General features: G+C 65.4%; 18 protein-coding genes. 13 read left to right on the top strand and 5 right to left on the bottom strand.

Translation table 11 applies throughout. The annotated features are described in order from the left end of the window. Positions 1 to 97: 97 nt before the first annotated feature. The 4 genes from adh to ACSBOB_RS08380 form a co-directional block, all read right to left on the bottom strand. Positions 98 to 1,615, bottom strand: coding sequence for an aldehyde dehydrogenase (gene adh, locus ACSBOB_RS08365; RefSeq protein ID WP_442581972.1), 1,518 nt, complete (start codon positions 1,613 to 1,615; stop codon positions 98 to 100). Between the two features lie 165 nt (positions 1,616 to 1,780). Beyond that, a complete protein-coding gene (gene hemP, locus ACSBOB_RS08370; protein ID WP_442581973.1) occupies positions 1,781 to 1,984 on the bottom strand; it encodes a hemin uptake protein HemP in 204 nt (67 codons plus the stop codon). Further along, entirely contained in the window at positions 1,974 to 2,993 is a 1,020-nt protein-coding gene (locus tag ACSBOB_RS08375) for a helix-turn-helix domain-containing protein (protein ID WP_442581974.1), read from the bottom strand. Before ACSBOB_RS08375 ends, hemP begins: the two co-directional genes overlap by 11 nt. Positions 2,994 to 3,575: 582 nt before the next feature. Next, entirely contained in the window at positions 3,576 to 3,953 is a 378-nt protein-coding gene (locus ACSBOB_RS08380; RefSeq protein ID WP_442583684.1) for a VOC family protein, read from the bottom strand. Positions 3,954 to 4,067: 114 nt separating this feature from the next. Between ACSBOB_RS08380 and ACSBOB_RS08385 the strand changes: the two genes are divergently transcribed. Continuing rightward, positions 4,068 to 4,931: a helix-turn-helix domain-containing protein gene (locus ACSBOB_RS08385; protein ID WP_442581975.1), complete on the top strand. Its 864-nt coding sequence runs from the start codon at positions 4,068 to 4,070 to the stop codon at positions 4,929 to 4,931. A 36-nt stretch (positions 4,932 to 4,967) separates the two neighbouring features. Here the strand turns inward: ACSBOB_RS08385 and ACSBOB_RS08390 are convergent, their stop codons facing one another. Next, positions 4,968 to 5,633 carry a FadR/GntR family transcriptional regulator gene (locus ACSBOB_RS08390; protein WP_442581976.1) on the bottom strand — a complete coding sequence of 222 codons (666 nt, stop codon included), beginning with the start codon at positions 5,631 to 5,633 and terminating at the stop codon, positions 4,968 to 4,970. 202 nt (positions 5,634 to 5,835) lie between these two features. Between ACSBOB_RS08390 and ACSBOB_RS08395 the strand changes: the two genes are divergently transcribed. From ACSBOB_RS08395 to ACSBOB_RS08450, 12 genes are all read left to right on the top strand, one after another. After that, positions 5,836 to 6,714 carry a fumarylacetoacetate hydrolase family protein gene (locus ACSBOB_RS08395; RefSeq protein WP_442581977.1) on the top strand — a complete coding sequence of 293 codons (879 nt, stop codon included), beginning with the start codon at positions 5,836 to 5,838 and terminating at the stop codon, positions 6,712 to 6,714. Continuing rightward, positions 6,711 to 7,490 (top strand): alpha/beta fold hydrolase, encoded by a 780-nt coding sequence (locus ACSBOB_RS08400; protein ID WP_442581978.1) that lies wholly within the window; start codon positions 6,711 to 6,713, stop codon positions 7,488 to 7,490. Before ACSBOB_RS08395 ends, ACSBOB_RS08400 begins: the two co-directional genes overlap by 4 nt. A 45-nt stretch (positions 7,491 to 7,535) precedes the next feature. Then, positions 7,536 to 8,876 carry an amidohydrolase family protein gene (locus tag ACSBOB_RS08405; RefSeq protein ID WP_442581979.1) on the top strand — a complete coding sequence of 447 codons (1,341 nt, stop codon included), beginning with the start codon at positions 7,536 to 7,538 and terminating at the stop codon, positions 8,874 to 8,876. A gap of 210 nt (positions 8,877 to 9,086) precedes the next feature. Next, positions 9,087 to 10,133, top strand: a complete 1,047-nt coding sequence (locus tag ACSBOB_RS08410; RefSeq protein WP_442581980.1) for a branched-chain amino acid ABC transporter permease — start codon at positions 9,087 to 9,089, stop codon at positions 10,131 to 10,133. Continuing rightward, on the top strand, positions 10,130 to 11,155 hold the full coding sequence (locus ACSBOB_RS08415) for a branched-chain amino acid ABC transporter permease (protein ID WP_442581981.1): 1,026 nt from the start codon (positions 10,130 to 10,132) through the stop codon (positions 11,153 to 11,155). The genes ACSBOB_RS08410 and ACSBOB_RS08415 overlap by 4 nt, the downstream gene beginning before the upstream one ends. Positions 11,156 to 11,197: 42 nt before the next feature. Continuing rightward, complete coding sequence (locus tag ACSBOB_RS08420; protein ID WP_442581982.1) at positions 11,198 to 12,445, top strand: ABC transporter substrate-binding protein; 1,248 nt, start codon at positions 11,198 to 11,200, stop codon at positions 12,443 to 12,445. A gap of 209 nt (positions 12,446 to 12,654) precedes the next feature. Beyond that, positions 12,655 to 13,458: an ABC transporter ATP-binding protein gene (locus ACSBOB_RS08425; protein ID WP_442581983.1), complete on the top strand. Its 804-nt coding sequence runs from the start codon at positions 12,655 to 12,657 to the stop codon at positions 13,456 to 13,458. Beyond that, positions 13,451 to 15,670, top strand: coding sequence for an ABC transporter permease (locus ACSBOB_RS08430; protein ID WP_442581984.1), 2,220 nt, complete (start codon positions 13,451 to 13,453; stop codon positions 15,668 to 15,670). The genes ACSBOB_RS08425 and ACSBOB_RS08430 overlap by 8 nt, the downstream gene beginning before the upstream one ends. 373 nt (positions 15,671 to 16,043) lie before the next feature. Continuing rightward, on the top strand, positions 16,044 to 18,242 hold the full coding sequence (locus ACSBOB_RS08435) for a flotillin domain-containing protein (RefSeq protein WP_442581985.1): 2,199 nt from the start codon (positions 16,044 to 16,046) through the stop codon (positions 18,240 to 18,242). Positions 18,243 to 18,437: 195 nt separating this feature from the next. Next, positions 18,438 to 18,872, top strand: a complete 435-nt coding sequence (locus ACSBOB_RS08440) for an SRPBCC family protein (protein ID WP_442581986.1) — start codon at positions 18,438 to 18,440, stop codon at positions 18,870 to 18,872. A gap of 6 nt (positions 18,873 to 18,878) precedes the next feature. After that, a complete protein-coding gene (locus tag ACSBOB_RS08445) occupies positions 18,879 to 20,522 on the top strand; it encodes a zinc-binding dehydrogenase (RefSeq protein WP_442581987.1) in 1,644 nt (547 codons plus the stop codon). Positions 20,523 to 20,690: 168 nt separating this feature from the next. After that, the gene (locus tag ACSBOB_RS08450) at positions 20,691 to 21,134 is read left to right on the top strand and encodes a hypothetical protein (protein WP_442581988.1); all 444 of its coding nucleotides are present in this window, start codon (positions 20,691 to 20,693) and stop codon (positions 21,132 to 21,134) included. The last annotated feature ends 69 nt before the right edge of the window (positions 21,135 to 21,203 follow it).

A 21,203-nucleotide genomic window follows, 5' to 3' on the forward strand; every position in this document is an offset into this window, starting at 1 on the left:
AAGTGACGGATGAGCGGCGGCGCAAGCTCCGCAAGCTGTGCGCTGCCCCTCACCTGCCGGCAGCCTCTCCCCGTAAACGGGGAGAGGCAAGCTAATCTCAGAAGAAGCCGAGCTTCTTAGGGCTGTAGCTGACCAGCATGTTCTTGGTCTGCTGGTAGTGGTCGAGCATCATCTTGTGGTTCTCGCGGCCGATGCCGGACTGCTTGTAGCCGCCGAACGCCGCGTGGGCGGGGTAGGCGTGGTAGCAGTTGGTCCAGACGCGGCCGGCCTGGATGGCGCGGCCGAAGCGGTAGCACCGGTTGGCGTCGCGGCTCCAGATGCCGGCGCCGAGACCGTAGAGCGTGTCGTTGGCAATCGACAGCGCCTCGTCGTCGTCCTTGAAGGTCGTAACCGATACCACAGGCCCGAAAATCTCCTCCTGGAAGACACGCATCTTGTTGTGGCCCTTGAAGACGGTCGGCTTGACGTAATAGCCGCCGGCCAGGTCGCCCGGCAGATGGTTTTGCTCGCCGCCGGTCAGCACTTCGGCGCCCTCCTGCCTGCCGATGTCGAAGTAAGAGAGGATTTTTTCCAACTGCTCGCCGGAAGCCTGCGCGCCGATCATCGTCGCCGGATCGAGCGGGTCGCCCTGAACGATCGCCTCGACGCGCTTCAGCGCCTTCTCCATGAACTTGTCGTAGATCTTCTCATGAACCAGGGCGCGACTCGGGCAGGTGCAGACCTCGCCCTGGTTGAGCGCGAACATGACGAAGCCCTCGATCGCCTTGTCGAAGAAATCGTCGTCCTCGGCGGTCACGTCCTGGAAGAAGATGTTCGGCGACTTGCCGCCAAGCTCCAGCGTCACCGGGATCAGGTTCTGGCTGGCATATTGCGAGATCAGGCGGCCGGTCGTCGTCTCGCCGGTAAAGGCGATCTTGGCGATGCGGTTGGACGACGCCAGCGGCTTGCCGGCCTCGAGGCCGAAGCCGTTGACGATGTTGAGCACGCCTTCGGGGAGCAGGTCGCCGATCAGGTCGGCCCACAGCATGATGGTGGCGGGCGTCTGCTCGGCCGGCTTCAGCACCACGCAGTTTCCGGCGGCGAGCGCGGGCGCCAGTTTCCACACGGCCATCAGCAGCGGGAAGTTCCACGGGATGATCTGGCCGACGACGCCCAGCGGTTCGTGGAAATGGTAGGCGACCGTGTCGTGGTCGATCTCGGAGATGCCGCCTTCCTGGGCGCGCACCGCGCCGGCGAAATAGCGGAAATGGTCGATGGCGAGCGGCAGGTCGGCGGCGGTCGTCTCGCGGATCGGCTTGCCGTTGTCCCAGGTCTCGGCCAGCGCCAGCAGGTCGAGGTTGTCCTCCATGCGGTCGGCGATGCGGTTGAGGATCAGCGCGCGGGCGGCGGCGCTTGTCCTGCCCCAGGCATCCTTGGCCTTATGCGCCGCGTCGAGCGCCAGTTCGATGTCGTCGGCGTTCGACCGGGCGATTTCGCCGAGCGGACGGCCGGTCACAGGCGAGATGTTCTCGAAATATTTGCCGGACTTCGGCGCGACCCACTTGCCGCCAATGAAATTGTCATAGCGCTTGGCAAACGGAACTTTCGCCGTGCGCGAAAACTCAACCTTGTTCATCTGGTACCTCCCGGATGACATACGCCGCACCATGCGGCGCGTCCGGTGGGATCGATGGCGCGGCTTTCGGCGGTTGTCAGCCGGGGTGGCTGAGGTCGCGGGCTGGAAGTGTCGCAAATGTGAGACAGGCGATGGCAGCAGATGGCGCCGGGACCTCCGAGGGGGTCACTTGTTCAGCACGAGCTTGCCCAGTTTCGTGATCTTCAGGCTGTAGACGGCGTCGCCGTGGAAGATGGCGATCTCATGCTCACCGGACCGAAAGATGTCGGTGCTGGAAACCATGCGGACATCGTCGTGGGCCTGCAGTGGCAAAGCCTCGCGCTTGAGGGCGCGCGACGAGCGTGACGGGGCGAACTCGTCAATGTCCATCGCTTGCTTCTCGCCGGGGCCGGGAGGCAGCGGCCGATGGCGCCATACGGCCCATTTCCAGCCTGTTGAGCTTGCGATAGAGCGTGGCGCGGCTGATGCCGAGCAGGCGTGCGGCGGCGGCGGTGTTGCCGTCCGTGCGCGCCAGCGCCCGCTGCAGCACGGCGCGCTCCGCGTCTCTCAACTCGCCGCCATACATCGCCTGTCTGCCAAGGAGATCGGCTGCCGGCAGGGGGCGGGCGAGATTGTCGGCGGTGAGGCCCAAAGCCAGTCGCGCCGCTCTCGTCGCGCCGATGACGATGTCGTCGCCGTCGACCGCAAGCAGCGCGCCGGATCCCTTGTCCTGCGTCGGCGCGAGCAGGATGCGCGCATCGGGGAAGGCCATGCGGAAATGATCGGCCTCGATGCGGCGCGCGGCGTCCGACACCGCCATGGAAATCAGGTTCACGAACCCTTCCGTCAGGTCGGCGCGGCAGGACGAGACATCGAGCGCGGCCGCCAGATGGCCCTCATGGTCGAAGATCGGCGCGGTGGTGCAGGACAGCAGCGTGTTGCGGTCGTAGAAATGCTGGTCGGCGTGGATGGTCAGCGTCCGCTGCTCGACGAGGCAGGTGCCGATGCCGTTGGTGCCTTCCGCTTGCTCGCTCCACACGGTGCCGGTCCACAGCCCCCAGTCGCGAAAAGTGGTGTCGTCGGAGACGGCGCCGCGGCGATCGAGAGGGACGCCGTCGCGGTCGGCCAGAAGCACGCAGCAGCCGACGCCACCGACAGCCAGATACAGCCTGTCGAGGCTGGCCTGCGCGACGCGCAGAAGCGGCTCGATCCGACGCTTCGCCTCGTTCAACTCAGCCTCGGTCAGGCGGGAGGGGCCTTTGCGTTCGGCTGGATCGAGATGGTGCAGCGTGGCGGAACGGCGCCAGGACGCAACGAGCGCGGATTTTGCGGCGGCGTCGGACGCGATCGCCGCGTGGACCCGCTCGGTATGGAAACGCTGCGCTCCGTTGGTCTGCATGGCCAAAGCTCTCCTCCCGGGATGCTCCTGTGCCTTACCATGGCCGGCACTTGTACGAATTACCTTTCCAGTCGCGACGGACGGCCGGTCCGTCGTCCATTGGTCTATACTCAGAGGCTCAAGGCACCGCCTTCGTCATTCGCATCGCGTTATATTTACAAAAATATAGCGAAAGTCCAGAAAAATGAATCGGAAGGCCCGCGGGTTCGTCAAGGCATGGCGATGCTCGACTTGGCGCAGAGGGCGTTTCTTCAGACGGGACGGTCGGCAAGCCTGCTCGGAGGTAAGAAATTCGGACCAGACGACGGCGACCTGTGCCTGGAAATCGTCGGCCCGGCTGGAGATATGGTTTCGCTGCCCCAGAGAGTGGGTGTCGTCGTCATGACCCGCTATGCGCGCATTGGGGGCGGACCCGGCGCGTGCCTGGTCCGATCGTCATGTCTTTGGCCCGTCAGGATCGTCGCGAAGCCGATGGCTTCTTCCGGCCGCGTGGACGACGCTGCGTAAAGGCATTCGTCCAGCCGGCAAGCGTGGCCGCCGCGCTTCGCCCGTGGCCGGACGAGAGCGCGCGGCTGGCGACGGCTACTCGGCCGCCGCGCAATAGGCTTCGATGCGGTAGCCGTCGGGATCGACGGCGAAGGCCGCATAATAGTTGTCGCCATAGTCGGCGCGCAGCCCGGCCGGCCCGTTGTCGCGGCCGCCCGCCTTCATCGCCGCTTCGTGGAACGCGGCGACGGATTTGCGGGTTGGTGCAGCGAAGCAGAAGTGCAGGCCGGAGGCGGTGTCCTCCGGCACGGGGCGGCTGCTCTGGTTGACCCAGAATGCCACGGCGTCGCGCCCGTAGCCAAATGACGTCGCGCCGTCGCTCAGGCAGGAATAGCCGAGTGGCTCAAGCACCGCGTCGTAGAATTTCCTGGCGCGCGCAACATCGCGGACGCCGATGGAAACATGGTCGATCATCGTCATTGTTTTCTCCAATGAAGTGGACGGCCCGCAAACGGAACCGTCATGAGATGGCGGCAATCTGCATCGCTGCGCTTTCCGGCACTTGGGGAAAATTGCTATAAACGCGCGATGGAAACCGTGTTTGGCGAACGCGATACGCAGACGGCGCACGCAGCCGTTTCGGCGACGCGGCAACTTGCTGGTGGGCGCAGTTGGTCCGTCCACGACTATGTTTGCGAGGCGGGGCCGGGCGACCGGCCGTTCGAGGAACGCCACGACGCCGTCTCGATCGCCGCCGTCGTCGCCGGTTCGTTCAACTATGCGTCGGACAAGGGCAAGGCGCTGCTGCATCCCGGCGCGCTGCTGCTCGGCAATTTTGGCGCCTGCTACGAATGCGGCCACAACCACGGCGTCGGCGACCGCTGCATCTCCGTCCAGCTTTCGCCGGATTATTTCGCAGAGATCGCGGCGACGGCGGCCGGATCGTCGAAGTTTAGCTTTCCGGCGGCGATGCTACCTTCAGGACGCGAAATGCTGGCGCATACGGTCATGCTGGAAGCCGGGGGCAAGAACGGCGGCAGCTTGAAGACTGAAGAGGACCTGGTTGGCTTCGTGGTGGCGGTGGTGCGCGCGCTGTCTGGCGCGGCCGCCGTGGCGGCCCGGATTTCGGCGCATGATTCCCGCCGGCTCAGCCGCGCGCTGCGCTACATCGAGGGCCATTCGGAACACGCGCTCGATCTCGACCAGTTGGCAAGCATCGCCGCGATGAGCAAGTTCCATTTCCTGCGAACCTTCCGGCGCGGCGTCGGCATGACGCCCTACCAGTTCCTGCTCAGCATCCGTCTGCGCCGCGCCGCGCTCAGGCTGCTAACCTCGCCGGACGCTGTGTCGACCATCGCCTTCGAGACCGGGTTCGGCGACCTGTCGACCTTCAACAGCACGTTCCGCGCGCGGTTCGGCATGAGCCCGACGGCGTTCCGCCGGGCGGGGTAGGGGCGCCAGCCGTCCTGGGGTTCGGGTCGAGAGCCCTTACCGCCCGAGCAAATTCCTCGCCACCGTCTGCAGATGCGCCAGCATGGCGGCGCGCGCGCCCTCGGGGTCGCGGCGCAGCAGACGATCAAGGATCGCCTCGTGCTCGATACAATAGGTCTGGCGGCGTTCTTCGGAAAAGGAGCGCTTTTTCATCTCGAACCAGGGCGACTGGTTGCGCAGGATGCGCATGAGATTGTGCAGTTCCTTCAGGAATTCATTGCGCGAGCAGGCGAAGATGCGGTGGTGAAATTCGGCGTCCCAGTGCTCGAACTCCGGCATGTCGGTCGCCTCGCAGGCCGTCTGGTAGGCGTCGCGCACGGCGTTGAGTTCGCCGGCGCTGGCGTTGGTGGCGGCGAAGCCCGCGGCGGCCGGCTCCAGCAGCAGGCGAATCTCCATCATGTCGGCCGGGCTGGTGCCTTCCATGCGGGCGAAGACGGCGGCCATGGAATTGGGGTCGGGCGCGGTGAGGAAGGTGCCGCGCCCGACCTGGCGGGTCAGCGTGCCGTCCTCCTCCAGCAGCCCGACGGCGCGCCGCACGGTGTTGCGCGCCACGCCGAATTCACCAGCGAGGTCGCGCTCCGGCGGGATGCGGTCTTCCCATTCGCCCGAGGAGATACGCTTCCTCAACGCTGTGGCGATATCTCCGGCGACCAGTTTTGGCATCAAACGATTCCCGTTGTGAACCGATAGTGAACCAATCTATCGGCGATTTAACCCCTCGTCCATATCAAATCAGCTGTTTCAACCTTCGCGGTTGCGAAAATCAGACTGAAAGCGAACAGTCACCCTTGCGACAGGAACCAATCGGCGTTAGCGTCAACGAAATGGGCTTTAATTGGCTCAAAAAAGGTTCAGGGAGAGAAGCATGAGGGTGGCGACATTCTCGATCGGCGGCGAGCGCCGGGTCGGCCTCGTCGATGTGGACAACGAGACGATCGCGTCCTTCGACCTGCCCGTCGAGCGGGCGGAAAGCGGCATCCTGGCGCTGATCGACCGCAACGGCGCCGGCCTGCCGTGCACGCTATCGCCCATCCCGCTCAACCAGGTCGAACTGGAAGCGCCGATCCCGCAGCCGCGCCGCAACATCTTCTGCGTCGGCAAGAATTATTACGAACACGCGCATGAATTCGCCAAGAGCGGCTTCGATTCGAGTGCTGCGGCGGGCGCGATCCCGAAAAACCCGATCATTTTTTCAAAAGTCCCGGAATCGGTGATCGCCAACCGCGCCAATGTGGTGATCGACAGCAAGGTCTCGACCGCGATCGACTACGAGGCGGAGCTTGCGGTGATCATCGGCAAGGCGGGGCGGGGTATCTCGAAGGAGAACGCCTTCGACCATGTCTGGGGATATACGATCGTCAACGACGTGACGGCGCGCGACCTGCAAGGCAAATACAGCCAGTGGCTGATCGGCAAGTCGCAGGATACGTTCTGTCCGATGGGGCCTTGGGCGGTGACCAAGGACGAGATCGCCCTGGAAAACACCGGCATTCGCTGTTTCGTCAACGGCGAGCTCAGGCAGGATTCAAAAATCCCGCTGCTGATCTTCGATATCCCGACGATCATCGCTACGCTGTCGGAAGGCATCACGCTGAGGCCGGGCGACATCATCGCCACCGGCACGCCGGCCGGCGTCGGCATCGGCTTTTCGCCGCCGAAATATCTGAAGGCCGGCGACTTCGTGCGCGTCGAGATCGACGGCATCGGCGCGCTGGAGAACCCGATCACGGAGCGCGTCCAATGACGACGGTCAGTGTCGGGCAGGCCGTCGCGGAAGTCAGCGGCGAGGGGTTCCCGGTCGTGATGATCCACGGGCTGGGCGGCACGTCCAACATGTTTTATCCGCAGATGCAGGCGCTCAGCGGTTTTCGCGTGGTGCGCGTTGATCTTCCTGGGTCAGGCCGCTCGCCACGCCCGGTCGATGTGCTGTCGATCGAGGGTATGGCGCAGGCCGTGCTCAAGGTGATGGAGGTGACGGGCGTTGAGAAGGCGCATGTCGTCGGCCATTCGATGGGCACCATCGTTGCACAGCAGATCGCGGCGGAACGGCCTGAGCAGGTGGCCTCGCTGGTGCTGTTCGGCGCGCTGGCTGAGCCGGCGGAGGCGACCCGCAACGGCTTGCAGGCACGCGCAAAACTGGCGCGGTCCGGCGGCATGTCCGACATTGCCGACCAGATCGTGGCCAACGCCATCTCCGCGCATACGCGCGAGCATTCGCCGGCGGCGGCAGCCTTCGTGCGGGAATCGATCACGCGGCAAGATTTTGAATCCTACGCCCGCACCTGCGAGGCTCTCGCCAAGGCGCAGGCCGTCGACGCGAAACGGATCAAGGCGCCGGCGCTGCTGATCACCGGCGATGCCGACACCGTGAACCCGCCGAGCGTTGCGCAGGCGCTTGCCGACAGGATCAAGGGAGCCTTATTCTCGTCGCTCGACCGCTGCGGCCACTGGGCCACGGTCGAGGCTCCGGGGGAGAGCAGCCGGCGACTGGCCGATTTTCTGGCGCGCGTGCACAGGTGAGGGAGTTTTGGCGCGCTCGCCCGCGCCGGCCATTGGGAGGTAGAGATGGCAGACGACTGGAACAATGGCTGGAGCGGAAACGGGGCCGGCAACATCCTTTTCACCAATGTACGCGTGCTCGATTCGACGGGTGAGTATCCTTACACCGGCGAGGTGCTGGTGCAGGGCAACCGCATCAAGCAGATTTCGCGGGGCTCGTCGCGCTTCGGCTCGTCCTCGCCGAGCTATGGCGGTGCAGGCGGCACGACGATGATCGACGGCATGGGCGCCACGCTGATGCCGGGCATGATCGACGCGCATCTGCACCTTTCCTGGAACAATGCGCCCGGCATCGACCCGATCCAGATGATGGAACTGGAAGAGCATATGCTGGTGACCATGGAGATGGCCAAGCTGGTGCTCGACGCCGGTTTCACGGCCGGACGGGGTGCCGCGGCGGCAAAGCCGCGGCTCGACGTGGTGGCGAAAAAATTCATCAATCAGGGGCGGTTTCCGGGGCCGCGCTACCTTGCCGCCGGGCCGGAGATCACCACCGTCGGCGGGCTGGGCGACGCCTCGCCGTCCCACATCCCGCATGAGGGGTTGAACCTCGGCCTCGTCGTTTCCGGACCGGAAGAGATCCGCCGCACGGTGCGCACGCTGATCAAATACGGCGTGGATTCGATCAAGCTCAATCTGTCGGGCGAGTCATTGACCGGCATGGGCGCCGAAGAGACGCCGATGTCGGAGGAGGAGGTGGCGATGGCCGCTTCCGAGGCGCGCTGCCGCAACAAGGTTTTGTCCGCGCACGCCCGCTCGTCGGGCTCCGTGAAACAGTGCATCCGCCACGGCATCCAGAATATCTACCACGCTTCCTTCGCCGATGAGGAAGCGCTCGACATGCTGGAGGCGGTCAAGGACAAGCATTTCGTGGCGCCCGGCATCGCCTGGTTGATCAACACCGCCCGCTATGCCGAGCCGTGGGGCATCAAGCCCGGCTCGCGCGTCACGATCGAATATGAACGCGAGCTCGAAATGTGCATCGAGACGATGAAGAAGATGCACCGGCGCGGCATCCGCATCTGCATCGGCGGCGACTACGGCTTCGCCTGGACGCCGCAGGGCACCAACGCCAAGGACATCCAGACCTTTGTCGAGATGCTCGGTTTCTCGCCGATGGAAGCGATCCTGGCGGCGACCAAATATGGCGGGCAGATCATGAACATGGGCGACGAGCTCGGCATGATCAAGGAAGGCTATCTCGCCGACCTGCTGCTGGTCGACGGCGATCCGGTCGCCGACGTGCGCATCCTGCAGGACAAGAACCGCATCCTGGCGATCATGAAGGACGGAAAATTCCACAAGGCCCCGCGCATGAACGAGGCGCGGCGCAGGCTGACGGCGTAGGCGGTCGATGATTTTTCGCGCCTCTCTTGCCGCCACGCCCCCTCCACCACGCTACGCGTGGTCCCCCTCCCCCGTAAACGGGGGAGGATCCAGGGCGTGCCTGCGGCTCCGCTGCGGATCCTCCCCTGCGAAGCGGGGGAGGGGGACCACGCGAAGCGTGGTGGAGGGGGCGTGCATCGCCGGCAAGCGGCACCTCTCGAGGTTCCCCGCATGAGCCTCCTCGACCAACCACGCACTTCCGTCGAATCCGGCGGCTTCACGCGAAAACAGGCGTGGGGGCTGTTCTGGCTGCTGTTGGCGGCGGTGGTGGCGTGGATGATCTTCGCCGTCTGGCCAGCCTGGCTGAACGCGGTGCTGATCTCGAAAAAGGCCTTCGTCAGCGCTGTGCTGAACGGGCTGACGCTGGCAGGTCTCTATTTCCTCGTGGCCAGCGGTTTCACGCTGGTGTTCGGTCTGATGCGCAACGTCAACCTCGCGCATGGCTCGCTGTACCTGCTCGGCGCTTATATCGGTTACGAGGTCGGCGCCCGGACCGGCTACTGGCTGCTCGGCGTGGCTGCCGGTTTCGTCGTGCTAGCGGTAGTCGGCGTGCTGATGCAGGTGCTGGTGTTCCGCAGGCTGGAGGGCGATGATCTTCGGCAGACGCTGGTGACCATCGGCATTTCAATCGTTGCCGCCGACCTGATGCTGGCTGTCTGGGGCGGGCAGACTTATCAGCTTGCGACGCCGGAATGGCTGGACGGCGCGGTGACGCTGCCGGTGATCACCGCCGTGCGCTCGAACGGCGCATCTGTGTTCCTCACCTATCCGTTCTACCGGCTGGTGGTGCTGGCAGCGGCGGTCGTCATAGGCGTCGGCCTGTGGCTGATGCTCAACCGCACGCGCGTCGGCATGATGATCCGCGCCGGCGTCGACGACCGCGCCATGCTGTCGGCCTCTGGTGTCAACGTGCATGCGGTGTTCGCCATCGTCTTCGCGGTCGGCGCGGGGCTGGCAGGTTTCGCCGGTGTCGTCGGCGGCTCGGCGCTGTCGGTAGCGCCCGGCGAGGACGTGCGCTACCTGCTGGCGTCGCTGGTCGTGGTCATCGTCGGCGGCATGGGCTCCATCACCGGAGCCGCCATCGGCGCACTGCTGATCGGGCTCGCCGAGCAGATCGGCCTCGTCTATTTCCCGACCTACGGCGTGGTGCTGACCTTCGTCATCATGGTGGTCACGCTGGCGGTCCGGCCGCAAGGCATCATGGGGAAGGCGCGATGAGCCTTGTCGCCACGACCCCAACCACCGCGCGTCCGGCCTTTCTCGGCAAGGTCGGCGCGGGGCACATCTTGCTGGCCGCCGCGCTGATCTTCTATCCGGCGGTCGCTACCGATTTTTTCCTCACCCAGATCGGCGGCTATTCGCTGATCTTCGGCATGATCGGCCTGTCGCTGATGGTGCTGGCCGGTTATGGCGGCATGGTCAGCCTGGCGCAGATCACGGTTGCCGGCATCGCCGGCTACGCGGTGGCGATCTTCGGGCTGAACAATTCCCACGTGCACGGGTTCGGCTGGCCGTGGTGGATCGTGGCGCCGTTCGCCACGCTGCTGGCGGCCATAGCCTCGGCGCTGATCGGCTGGATCGCGGTGCGCACCGAGGGCATCTACACGATCATGATCACGCTGGCGATCGCCACGGCGTGCTTCTACTTCACGCAGCAGAACTATGCGATCTTCAACGGATTTCCGGGCTTCAACGGGCTGCGTGCGCCGGAATTCTGGGGCGTCAACTGGCGCGATCCGGTGCCGTTCTACTATCTCTGCCTCGGCTGCGCCGCGCTGGCCTATGCCGCTGTCCTCTACTGCTCGCGCTCGACCTTCGGGCTGACGCTGCAGGCGATCCGTGACAACCCCCGGCGCATGCGCGCCATCGGCTACCACGTCACGGCGCACAAGGTGTTCGCCTGGTTCGTGGCGGGGCTGATCGCCGGTCTCGCGGGCGTGCTGCTGATCTGGTTCAACGGCCGCGTCTCGTCGGGAACCATCAATGTGGCTGCGGCCATCAACGTGCTGATCATCGCGGTGATCGGCGGATTGAAGCATCCGATCGGGCCATTTCTGGGTGCGCTGGTGGTGGTGCTGATGCAGACCTTCGCCATCGACATCGTCGGCGCCGAGCGCTTCAACACGCTGATCGGACTGGTTTTCCTGGTGATCGTCTTCGTATCGCCGGACGGCATTCTTGGGCTGTGGGAACGACTGAAGCCGCACCTTGCTCAGGATTCCCTGCGCCCGGGGCCGTAGGTGCCGGACAGGGGTTTTCGGGTTCAACATGGGAGGAAAATGATGAGACTTCACAGACGCAGCCTTCTCGCCCTTGCGCTGGCCACGGGGCTGACAGCCCCGTCGCTGGCGCTGGCCCAGGACGACACGATCAAGATCGGCCTGCTGGCCACTTTCGAGGGGCCGTTCACGGTGCTCGGCGAGGACGGCGAGCGCGGCGCCCTGACGGCGATCGAGGAGCTTGGCGGCACCGCCGGCGGCAAGAAGATCGAGATCGTCAAGGGTTCGTCCGACGCTTCGCCCGACAGCGCGGTGCGTGCGGCGCGAAAACTGGTCGAGCAGGACGGCGTGAAGGTGCTGGTCGGGCCGCTCTCCGGCGACGAGGGCATCGCGGTCAAGGACTATGCCAAGACCAAGCCGGACGTGACCTTCCTGAACGGCGCCTCGGCGGCGCAGGACACCACCTTCCGCGACCCGGCGGAGAACTTCTTCCGCTTCGGCACGGATGGCGCGCAGTGGATGGCCGGCCTTGGCACCTACGCCTTCAACGACAAGGGCTACAAGAGCGTCGCCGTGGTGGCCGAGGACTATTCCTTCCCCTACACGCAGGTGTTCGGTTTCATGGCCGAGTTCTGCAAGGCTGGCGGCAAGGTGCCGTCAAAATCCTGGGTGCCGATCGGCAACAAGGATTTTTCCTCGGTGATCGCAGCACTTCCGGACGACGTCGATGCGATCTATGTGGCGCTGGGCGGGGCTGACGCAGTCAACTTCCTGTCGCAGTACCAGCAGTCGGGCGGCTCCGCGCCGCTGGTCGGCGGCTCGATCACCGTCGACCAGACGGTTCTGACCTCGCAAGGCAAGACCCGCGACGTGCTGATCGGCACCCCGTCGGCCGGCCCGGTGGCCGACACCAACGACACGCCGGCCTGGCTCGCCTTCGTCGAAGCCTACAAGAAGCAGCCCAACGCCTTCCCGTCGCCGTCACTGTTCGCGCATGCCTACTATCTCAACATGAAGGCGGCGATCCTCGGTTTGAACGAGGCGAAGGGTGACGTTTCGGATGGGGGCGCGAATTTGCGCGCGGCGCTGTCGAAGCTGTCCTTCGATTCGCCGACCGGAAAGGTTTCGCTGGACAAGAACCGCAACGCCATCGCCGACATCTATCTGACGGAAGTGGTCGAAGGGCCGGACGGCAACCTGCTCAACAAGCTGATCAAGGTAATCCCGCAGGTGAACCAGACGCTCGGTATCGACGAGGCCGAGTTCAAGGCGCTGGGCGCGGTGAGCCGCGACAATCCGAGCTGCCCGTGAGGGTAGCGCCCCACCTTCTCCCCTTGTGGGAGAAGGTGGATTGGCGCCGCAGGCGCCAAGACGGATGAGGGGTGCTGGAAGGAACGAGACCTATACAGGAAAGATGCAATCGCATTTCCGGTCCAGGTAGCGCTCCGTCCAAAACCCCTCATCCGACCTCGCTTCGCTCGGCCACCTTCTCCCACAAGGGGAGAAGGGAAGGCGCGCGCATGGAGACGTCTACTGTGGCCGAAAACACCGTCGCGGCACGATTGCAGGGGACCGGCGCGCATGCGCTGGAGCTCGACGGCGTGGCGCGTCATTTCGGGGCACTGGTGGCGCTGACCGGCATATCGATGCGCATCGCCGCCGGCGAGCGGCGCGCCGTGCTCGGCTCCAACGGCGCCGGCAAGACGACACTGTTCAACGCCATCACCGGCGACTTTTTGCCAACGGCGGGGCGCATAAAATTCTTCGGCGAGGACATCACCGACCTGCCGCCGCATGAACGCATCCGCCGGGGACTGCGCCGCACCTACCAGATCTCGCAGCTCTTCAAGGGCCTGTCGGTGCTGGATTCGATCTTCCTCGCCTGCCGTGGCGTGTCGCGCCGGCGCTTCTCGCTGCTCCGGCCGGGCGCCACCGACGTCAACATGGCGCAGGCCGAATCCATCCTCAACGCCGTGCATCTGGAGGGCGATCGCGACACCCTGGTGGCGACCCTCAGCCACGGCCAGCAGCGGCAGCTCGAGATCGCGCTGGCGCTGGCCGGCGCGCCGCGTTTCATTCTGTTCGACGAGCCGGCGGCGGGCCTGTCGCCGACCGAGCGGCGCGACCTCGTCGCTATCCTCAACGCGCTGCCGAAACATATCGGCTACATCATCATCGAGCACGATCTCGACGTGGCGCTGCGCGTCTCCGAATATGTGTCGATGATGCACAATGGCCGCCTGTTCAAGGAAGGCACGCCGCGCGAGATCGAGGCCGATCCGCAGGTCCAGGAGATCTATCTCGGAGGCCGCCACCATGGCTGAGCGTCCCGGTTCTGCCGCCCGCGCGGCGCTGAAGGTCGACGACCTCCAGGTCTATTACGGCGAGAGCCACGCCTTGCAGGGCGTGTCGCTGACACTTGAAAGCGGCGTGCTATCTGTGGTCGGCCGCAACGGCATGGGCAAGACCACGCTGTGCAACACGATCACCGGGCTGAAGCGCGCGCGCTCCGGCTCGATCCGGGTGAACGGCCGCGAGGTGTCGTCGCTGGAGCCGCACGAAATCCACCGGCTGGGCGTCGGCTACGTGCCGCAGGGCAGGCGTGTCTGGCCGAGTCTCACGGTGGACGAACATCTCAGGCTTGCCGCCGGCAACCGGCGCGACGCGAGCTGGACCGTCGAGCGTGTCTACCAGACTTTTCCGCGTCTCGCGGAGCGCAGGACCAATGGCGGCTCGCAGCTTTCCGGCGGCGAGCAGCAGATGCTGGCGATTTCGCGCGCGCTGCTGTCCGACCCGAAACTCTTGGTAATGGACGAGCCGACCGAGGGCCTCGCCCCGGTCATTGTCGACCAGGTCGAGAAAATGCTGGTGCAACTCGGCCAGGAAGGCGAGATGGCAATCCTCGTCATCGAGCAGAATATCGGCGTGGCGACGGCGATCTCGGACCGCGTGGCGATCATGGTCAACGGCCGGGTCAACCGGGTGATGGATGCCAAGGCGCTGGCCGGCGACCGCGAATTGCAGCAGCGGCTGCTCGGTGTCGGCCGGCATTCGGAAGAAGAGCCGGTGACTCCGGCCGCCGCCGCGCAGGCCGCTTCGCAACTGGCGGAAGTCTACAGGATCGAGCGCACCGGCGACGAGGCGGCGGCGCCTGCCCAGGGCGCCAACGGCGTCTACCGGCCGGTGACAAACCTGCCCAACCGCTGGAACGTGCCGGTTACGGCGATGCGGCAGGCGGCGGTGGAAAAGACGCAAGCTACCGACGATCTTGGAAAAGTCTTCGCCATCCCCTTCGCCGAGCGGATCGGGCGGACCGTGCTGGTGGCCGGCACATTCGACACCAAGGGGCGCGAGCTGCGCTTCATAGCCGACCGGCTGAAGGCGCTGAAGATACCGGTAAAGACCGTCGACCTGTCGACCATGGGAAAACCCGCGAGCGCCGACGTGCCGGCGGGCCAAGTGGCGGCGATGCACCGCGGCGGGCCGTCCGCCGTGATGTCGGGCGACCGCGGCGGCTCGGTCGCGGCGATGGCCGAGGCCTTTGCTCGCTGGATCGCGCAGGAGCCGAAGATCGGCGGCATCATTTCGGCCGGCGGCTCGGGCGGCACGACGCTGGCGACTGCCGGCATGCGCGTGCTGCCGGTGGGCGTGCCGAAGATCATGGTGTCGACCGTGGCGGCGGGCGATGTCGGCAAATATGTCGGCGGCGCCGACATCATGATGTTCCACTCCGTCGCCGATGTGCAGGGGCTGAACTCGATCACTGAGGCGGTTCTGTCCAACGCCGCGCACGCCATGGCCGGCATGGTGGCGCAATTGCCCACTGCCGAGCAGTGGGAAGCGAAGCGCAAACTGGCGCGGCCGGCGGTGGGTATTACCATGTTCGGCGTGACCACGCCGGCGGTGCAGGCGGTAACGAAGCGGCTGGAGGCCGACTACGACTGCCTCGTCTTCCACGCCACCGGCATCGGCGGGCGGGCGATGGAAAACCTTGCGGATTCTCGGCTGTTGTCCGGGTTTATCGACCTGACCACGACGGAAGTGGCCGACATGATCGTCGGCGGCGTGTTCCCGGCGACCGAGGACCGGCTGGGCGCGGCGATTCGTACCGGCCTGCCCTATGTCGGCTCGGTCGGCGCGCTCGACATGGTGAATTTCGGGCCGCGTGACACGGTGCCGGAAAAATTTCGCAGTCGGAAATTCGTGATCCACAATCCCAACGTGACGCTGATGCGCACGACGCGGGATGAGAACCGGGCGTTCGGCGAGTGGATCGGCGAGCGGCTGAACCAGATGAACGGGCCGGTGCGGTTCCTGCTGCCGGAAGGCGGGGTGTCGATGCTGGATGCTCCGGGGCAACCGTTCCACGATCCGGAGGCGGATGCGGCGCTGTTCGAGGCGATCGAACGGACGGTGCGGGTGTCGCCAATGCGGCAGGTGATAAGGGTGAAGGCGAACATCAACGATCCGGCCTTTGTGGACGCTGCGGTGGCGGCGTTCGAGGGAATCATGCCGAAAATGCAGAGGACGGCGTGATGGATATTTCTCCTCGCGCCTCTCTCCATCAATGGCTATTGGCGATCCGGCCTTCGTCGTTGCACTCCGTCCAACACCCCTCATCCGTCTCGGCTTCGCCTCGACACCTTCTCCCACAAGGGGAGAAGGGGGAGTTCGGCCGTTTCGTCTCAGCAAATCTCCAACATTGGCGATTGGTGGAGAGGAAGGCGCGAAACTCCTCCTTCTCCCCTTGTGGGAGAAGGTGCCTGAGCGAAGCGAAGGCGGATGAGGGGTGTTGGACGGAGTGCGACGCCCGCGGCAGCGCTTCACTTAAGACACCCATTTTCAATACAACTGAAATGCCCGCTGGTCGCCACGAGGCTGACCGCACCAGAACCTGGAGGACATACTGATGGCCGCGCAGACGTTCGGCACTTTTCTCTTGTGGCTGATCATCGCCGCGATCGTCGTGGTGATCGCCGTCTACATTTTGCGGTGGCTCTACCGGCGCTCGACCAAGGAAACGGCGTTCGTGCGCACCGGTTTCCTCGGCGAGAAGGTGGTGGTGAATGGCGGCGCCTTCGTCATCCCCGTCCTGCACGAGATCACGCCGGTCAATATGAACGTGCTGCGCATCGAGGTGCGGCGCGAGGATGGAAGCGCACTGATCACAAGGAATCGGATGCGCGTCGACCTGATCGCCGAGTTCTTCGTGCGGGTCGGGGCTTCGCGGGAACTGGTCGCGGCGGCCGCGCAGACGCTGGGCCGGCGTACACTTCAACCTGAGGGGTTGCGCGAGCTGCTCGAGGGAAAATTCGCCGGCGCGATGCGCACCGTCGCGGCGCAGATGACGCTCGAGGAGATGCACGAGCAGCGTGGCGACTATGCGCAGAAAGTCCGCAGCCTGGCCGGCGAATCGCTTGCCGCCAACGGGCTCGAGCTGGAAAGCGTGGCGATCGTCGACCTCGACCAGACCAGCCTGGAATTCTTCGACCCGTCCAACGCCTTCGACGCCGAGGGCCTGACGCAACTCACCGAATCCATCGAGACCAGGCGGCGAATGCGCAACGAGATCGAGCAGCGCACGCTGGTCGACATCCGCAACCAGAACCTAGACACCCAGCGCAAGGTGCTGGAGATCGACCGCGAGAGCGAATATGCGCGCCTCGAACAGGAGCGCGAGGTGGAGATACGCCGCGCCGCGCAGCGCTCGGAACTGACCCGCGAGCGGGCGATGCGCGACCAGGAGGCCGAGCAGGCGCAATTGACGGCGCGCGAGGCGGTGGAGAAGTCGCGGCTGGCGCAGGAGCGTTCGATCACCGAGGAGCGCATCCGCTCGGAGGAGGACACGCAGCGGCGCGAGATCGCGCGGCGGCGCTCGCTCGACGAGGCGGAGCTGAAGACCCGCGAGTTGACCGAACGCGAGCAGATCGCGCTGGAGCTGTCGCTGGAGACAGCGCGGATCGAGCGCGAGCAGGCGCAGAGCCGGCTTGAGATCGAGCGGAAGAAGGCGCTGGAGTTGGTCGAACTGGAGCGGCAGATCGCGCTGGCCGCCAAGGCGACGGAAGTGACGCAGGCCGAGGCCGGAAAGCGGCGGGCCGAAATCGTCGCCAATCAGGCGACCGAGGTCGAGCGGATTGCGCAGGACCGGGCGCTGGACGAGGTGCGGATCGCCCGCGAGCGGCATCTGGAAGCGCTGCAGATCGCCAAGCGGCAGGCTTTCGAGGAGGCCGAAATCGCCTCTGCCGAGGAGGTCGAGCGCGCCCGTATCACCACCGAGCGCGGTATCGAGGAAGCCAAGCTGATCAGCCAGCGCGAGTTGCGACAGCTTGCCATCGCCCGCGACCAGAATGTCGAGATCGCCGAGATCCAGAAGGCGATCGACATCGCCAAGAAGACGCAGGAACGTTCGTCGGCAATCGCGGCTTCCGAGGCCGTGCGCGCCAAGGCGATCCAGGCGGAGGAACAGGCGCTGACGGCGCGCGAGCGCGAGATCGCCGAGCGCCGCAAGCTGACCGACCTGATCGGCGCAAGCCGCGAGGCGGAACGCGAAGCGCTGCGCATCACCGCGTCGGCCGACGCCGAGATGCGGGCGGCGAAGAGTCTTGCCGAGGCGCAGAAGATCACCGCGGAAGCCAATGCCGAGGCGGAGAAGATCGCGGCGCTTGCGGCGGCGCAGCGCTACGAAGTCGACGCGGCCGGCCACCGCCAGCTCAACGAAGCCGAAAACATGCTGTCCGAGCCGGCCCGCGCCAGCCGCACGCGCGGAAAGATCATCGACAAACTCGAAGGCATCATCCGCGAGAGCGTCAAGCCGATGGAAAAGATCGAGGGCATCAAGATTTTGCATGTCGACGGCATGACCGGCGGTGCTGCCGGCGGATCGGGCCGCAACGTCACCGACGAGGTGATCGATTCCGCGCTGCGCTACCGCGTGCAGGCGCCGATGATCGACAATCTGATGAAGGAGATCGGCATCGAGGGCGGTTCGCTCGGCCGCATGACCGATGTGCTGCGCGACGCCAAGGACATCGCCAGCCTGACGCGCGACAAGAAGGGCAACGGCAAGCCTAAGACGGCGAAGGACGACGATGACGACCGGGATCATTGAGCTGCGCTTTCCCTCCCCCTTGAGGGGAGGGTGGCCGCGAAGCGGCCGGGTGGGGTTGCCGCGGCCAAACTCCAACGTTGCTTTACGCAGGAGCACGTCATCACCGACCCCACCCCGCGTCACAATCGCGCTCGTTCCGAGCGCATTGCTCCGCGACCCTCCCCTCAAGAGGGAAGGTGGAGGGCGGCGCCCCTGATGCCCAAAGTCTACATCTCCACCGTCATTGCCGCGCCCGCCGCAGAGGTCTGGCGCATCGTGCGCGATTTTAACGGCCTGCCGTCCTGGACGCCGTTCGTCGCCGAAAGCCGTATCGAGCAGGGTGCGAAGGCCGACCAGATCGGCTGTATCCGCAATTTCACGCTGAAGGACGGCGGGCGCATCCGCGAAAGGCTGCTGGCGCTGTCGGATTACGACCTTTCCTGCACCTATTCGATCCTCGAAAGCCCGATGGGTGTGTCGGACTATGTCGCGACGCTCGCGCTGACGCCGGTGACCGACGGCAACGCCACCTTCGCATCGTGGCAGGCGGAGTTCGACTGCCCGCCGGAACGCGAGGCGGCGCTGATCCAGCAGATTGGGCAGGGGGTGTTTCAGGCCGCCTTCACTGCCTTGAAGCAGCGCTTCCGCTAGCGCCGCATGGTCAAGGTCAGGCAGAGCACCATCATCGACGCGCCGGTCGATGCCGTTTGGCGGGTGCTGCGCGATTTCAACGGCCATGAAAGCTGGCATCCGGCCATCGCTTCCTCAACGATTGAAGGCAGCGAGCCGGTCGATGCGGTCGGCGCGGTGCGGTGGTTCCGGTTGAAGGACGGCGGCGCGTTGCGCGAGCAGCTTCTGTCACTGTCGGACCGTGACCGGCGGCTCACCTATTGCCTGCTTGAAGCGCCGCTGCCGCTGATGGGCTATGTCGCAACCATCGCACTGAAGCCGGTGACGGACGGCGACCGCACGTTCTGGGAGTGGTCTTCGGAGTTCCATCCGCCGGCGGAACGGCGCGACGAACTGGTGCGGCTGGTGACCGATGGGATCTATCGGGCGGGGTTCGAGTCGATAAGGAGGCGGTTTGAGGGGCAGCCGAAATCTGCGACCGCATCCGCTGCCCCTCACCCTTACCCTCTCCCCGTGAAGAACGGGGAGAGGGAGGCGTCAACGTCGCGGCAAGACTCCTTCTCCCCGCTTGCGGGGAGAAGGTCCCGGCAGGGGGATGAGGGGCGACCGAGCGGCGATGATGCAAGGAGCCCGTCGCCAGCGCTCCCTGTCTCGCCGGCGTATCGAACGGAGGCGGTCGGGCAAGCAACCCACGACCACACCCGCGCCATCGTCGTCGAGCGCCATGGCGGGCCGGAGGTGCTGCAACTACGGGACATCGCGCTGCCGCCCCCAGGACCAGGAGAGGTACGGGTCCGCCACACGGCGATCGGCGTCAATTTCATCGACGTCTATTGCCGCACCGGCTTTTTCGACCTTTTGCAGCCGCCGGGCGTGCTTGGCATGGAAGCGGCGGGCGTCATCGAGGCGCTGGGTTCTGAGGTCGATGATCTCGCCGTTGGTGACCGCGTCGCCTATGCCGGCCCGCCGCTCGGCGCCTATTCGGAGCGAACCAACCGGCCGGCGGAGATGCTGGTCAAGCTATCGGACGACATTTCCGACGATCTGGCGGCGGCAGGTCTGCTCAAGGGCGTCACCGCCAGCTTCCTGTTGCACGATGTGTTCTCCGTGCGGCCCGGCCACGTCGTCTTGGTGCATGCGGCGGCGGGCGGTATCGGCCAGTTGCTGGTGCAATGGGCAAGACATCTGGGCGCGACGGTGGTTGCCACCGTCTCCGGCGACACCAAGGCGCGGATCGCCGAGCAACTGGGGGCGCACCATGTCATCGTCTATTCACGCGAGGATTTTTCGGAAGCGGTGATGCGGATCACTGGTGGGCGAGGTGCCGATGTCGTCTACGACGCGGTCGGCAAAGACACGTTTGCCGGCTCGCTGGCAGCACTTGCTGTGCGTGGCCATCTGGTCAGTTTCGGTCAGGCGTCAGGCCCGGTCGGCGACTGGGACATCGGCCGTTTCGCCTCCAAATCGGTCACCGTGTCGCGGCCCAATTATGGGCACTACACCGACACGCCGGAACGGCTCGCCCCGCATGTGACGCGCTTTTTTTCCGCCCTGCGCTCCGGCCTCGTCACCCTCGCTTCGCCGACCCGTTACGATCTGGCGCGCGCCGCCGATGCGCATCGCGATCTGGAGGCGCGCACGACGACCGGGTCGCTGGTGCTGACGCCATAGACGGTAGGCGCGGACTGCGTCCAGCAATGCATTTAAATCTGCCCTCCGCAGGTGGCGGGCATTGTAGGTCTGCAACGCCGATATGACGCGACGCCGGATGAAGAATAGGAAAAATTTCCTTGATCTTTTCCGTCTCTTTGCTATCGTAGCTTCCGAACGGAGGCTGGAATGGACCGTGTGGAACGCGAAAATGAGCAGGAGACGCTGAAGGGCATCGCAGCGGTGCTGCTCAGGCTCGCCGTTCTGGCCGAGTTCCTTTGCGTCCTGCCGCTCTGGATTCGCGTTCTGGTGCTGTCGCTGCTGCGGCCGGCCGAGGCCGTTGCGCGGGCGTTTGCCATCGAGCAGGCCGGCGGCGCGCTTGCCTTGCCCCCGGCTGCCGTCTTCGGGGTTGATGCCGATGGCTGTGCCGAGGCTTTGCGGCTCGCCCGCTGCTTCCGCGCGCTGGCCTTCGTCTTCGGCGGTTTGCAGGCTCTTGTCGGGCGGTCGCCGTTTCGCGGCGGGCCGAGCGGGCGTCTTGCACACCGCGCGCCGGCGACGGCGTGGCAGGATCACGCAATGAGGGCGCGGCGCGCAATGGCTTGCGGCGGGGCGGAGCGCGTCGATACGTCGTGACCAACGGACTGCATCCAGACTCTGACTTGTTAGGATTCGAACGCCATCCGCCTGGTGCGCTTGGCGGCA

This window comes from Mesorhizobium sp. KACC 23794, from assembly GCF_052180275.1.
GTDB lineage: Bacteria > Pseudomonadota > Alphaproteobacteria > Rhizobiales > Rhizobiaceae > Kumtagia.

Coding starts and splice junctions, on each gene's coding strand:
- adh (WP_442581972.1), bottom strand. CDS start 1,615: ATGAACAAGGTTGAGTTTTCGCGCACGGCGAAAGTTCCGTTTGCCAAG.
- ACSBOB_RS08425 (WP_442581983.1), top strand. CDS start 12,655: ATGGAGACGTCTACTGTGGCCGAAAACACCGTCGCGGCACGATTGCAG.
- ACSBOB_RS08440 (WP_442581986.1), top strand. CDS start 18,438: ATGCCCAAAGTCTACATCTCCACCGTCATTGCCGCGCCCGCCGCAGAG.
- ACSBOB_RS08375 (WP_442581974.1), bottom strand. CDS start 2,993: ATGCAGACCAACGGAGCGCAGCGTTTCCATACCGAGCGGGTCCACGCG.
- ACSBOB_RS08430 (WP_442581984.1), top strand. CDS start 13,451: ATGGCTGAGCGTCCCGGTTCTGCCGCCCGCGCGGCGCTGAAGGTCGAC.
- ACSBOB_RS08445 (WP_442581987.1), top strand. CDS start 18,879: ATGGTCAAGGTCAGGCAGAGCACCATCATCGACGCGCCGGTCGATGCC.
- ACSBOB_RS08450 (WP_442581988.1), top strand. CDS start 20,691: ATGGACCGTGTGGAACGCGAAAATGAGCAGGAGACGCTGAAGGGCATC.
- ACSBOB_RS08405 (WP_442581979.1), top strand. CDS start 7,536: ATGGCAGACGACTGGAACAATGGCTGGAGCGGAAACGGGGCCGGCAAC.
- ACSBOB_RS08395 (WP_442581977.1), top strand. CDS start 5,836: ATGAGGGTGGCGACATTCTCGATCGGCGGCGAGCGCCGGGTCGGCCTC.
- ACSBOB_RS08400 (WP_442581978.1), top strand. CDS start 6,711: ATGACGACGGTCAGTGTCGGGCAGGCCGTCGCGGAAGTCAGCGGCGAG.
- ACSBOB_RS08415 (WP_442581981.1), top strand. CDS start 10,130: ATGAGCCTTGTCGCCACGACCCCAACCACCGCGCGTCCGGCCTTTCTC.
- hemP (WP_442581973.1), bottom strand. CDS start 1,984: ATGGACATTGACGAGTTCGCCCCGTCACGCTCGTCGCGCGCCCTCAAG.
- ACSBOB_RS08390 (WP_442581976.1), bottom strand. CDS start 5,633: ATGCCAAAACTGGTCGCCGGAGATATCGCCACAGCGTTGAGGAAGCGT.
- ACSBOB_RS08385 (WP_442581975.1), top strand. CDS start 4,068: ATGGAAACCGTGTTTGGCGAACGCGATACGCAGACGGCGCACGCAGCC.
- ACSBOB_RS08410 (WP_442581980.1), top strand. CDS start 9,087: ATGAGCCTCCTCGACCAACCACGCACTTCCGTCGAATCCGGCGGCTTC.
- ACSBOB_RS08420 (WP_442581982.1), top strand. CDS start 11,198: ATGAGACTTCACAGACGCAGCCTTCTCGCCCTTGCGCTGGCCACGGGG.
- ACSBOB_RS08380 (WP_442583684.1), bottom strand. CDS start 3,953: ATGATCGACCATGTTTCCATCGGCGTCCGCGATGTTGCGCGCGCCAGG.
- ACSBOB_RS08435 (WP_442581985.1), top strand. CDS start 16,044: ATGGCCGCGCAGACGTTCGGCACTTTTCTCTTGTGGCTGATCATCGCC.